Here is a 656-nt window from a genome sequence, read left to right on the forward strand (position 1 = left end):
GGCCACTCGCTGGTGGTCATCGAGCACAACCTCGACGTCATCCGCAGCGCCGACTGGATCGTCGACCTCGGCCCCGAAGGCGGGGACCGCGGCGGCGAGCTTATCGCCCACGGCCCGCCGGCCACGGTCATGACCTCCCCGGACAGCCACACCGGCGCGGCGCTGCGCGCCTACGGCGACGGCACCGGGACCGGCGGGGCCGACGCCGCGGCAGCGGCGGTGGCGGACGTCGCCGCACCCGCCTACCGGCGCGACGCCATCCACGTCCATCACGCCCGGGAGCATAACCTCAAGGGCATCGACGTGGACGTGCCCCACAACCGGCTGACGGTGATTACCGGGATCTCGGGGTCCGGCAAGTCCACCGTGGCCTTCGACATCCTCTTCAACGAGGGCCAGCGGCGCTACCTGGAGTCCCTGAACGCCTACGCCCGCCAGTTCGTCCAGCCCGCCTCGCGCCCGGACGTGGACGCGATCTTCGGCATTCCCCCGACCGTGGCCATCGAGCAACGCACCAGCCGCGGCGGGCGCAAGTCCACGGTCGCCACCATGACGGAGATCTACCACTTCCTGCGGCTGCTCTTCGTCAAGCTCGGCACCCAGCACTGCCCGGACTGCGACATCCCCATCCGCGCGCAGACCGCGGACGCCATCGT

General features: G+C 71.3%; 1 pseudogene. It reads left to right on the top strand.

Annotated elements, in window-relative coordinates:
* Positions 1-656: pseudogene (locus tag G7A99_RS23370) on the top strand (excinuclease ABC subunit A); the annotation flags it as partial.

It is taken from the genome of Arhodomonas sp. KWT, assembly GCF_010993615.1.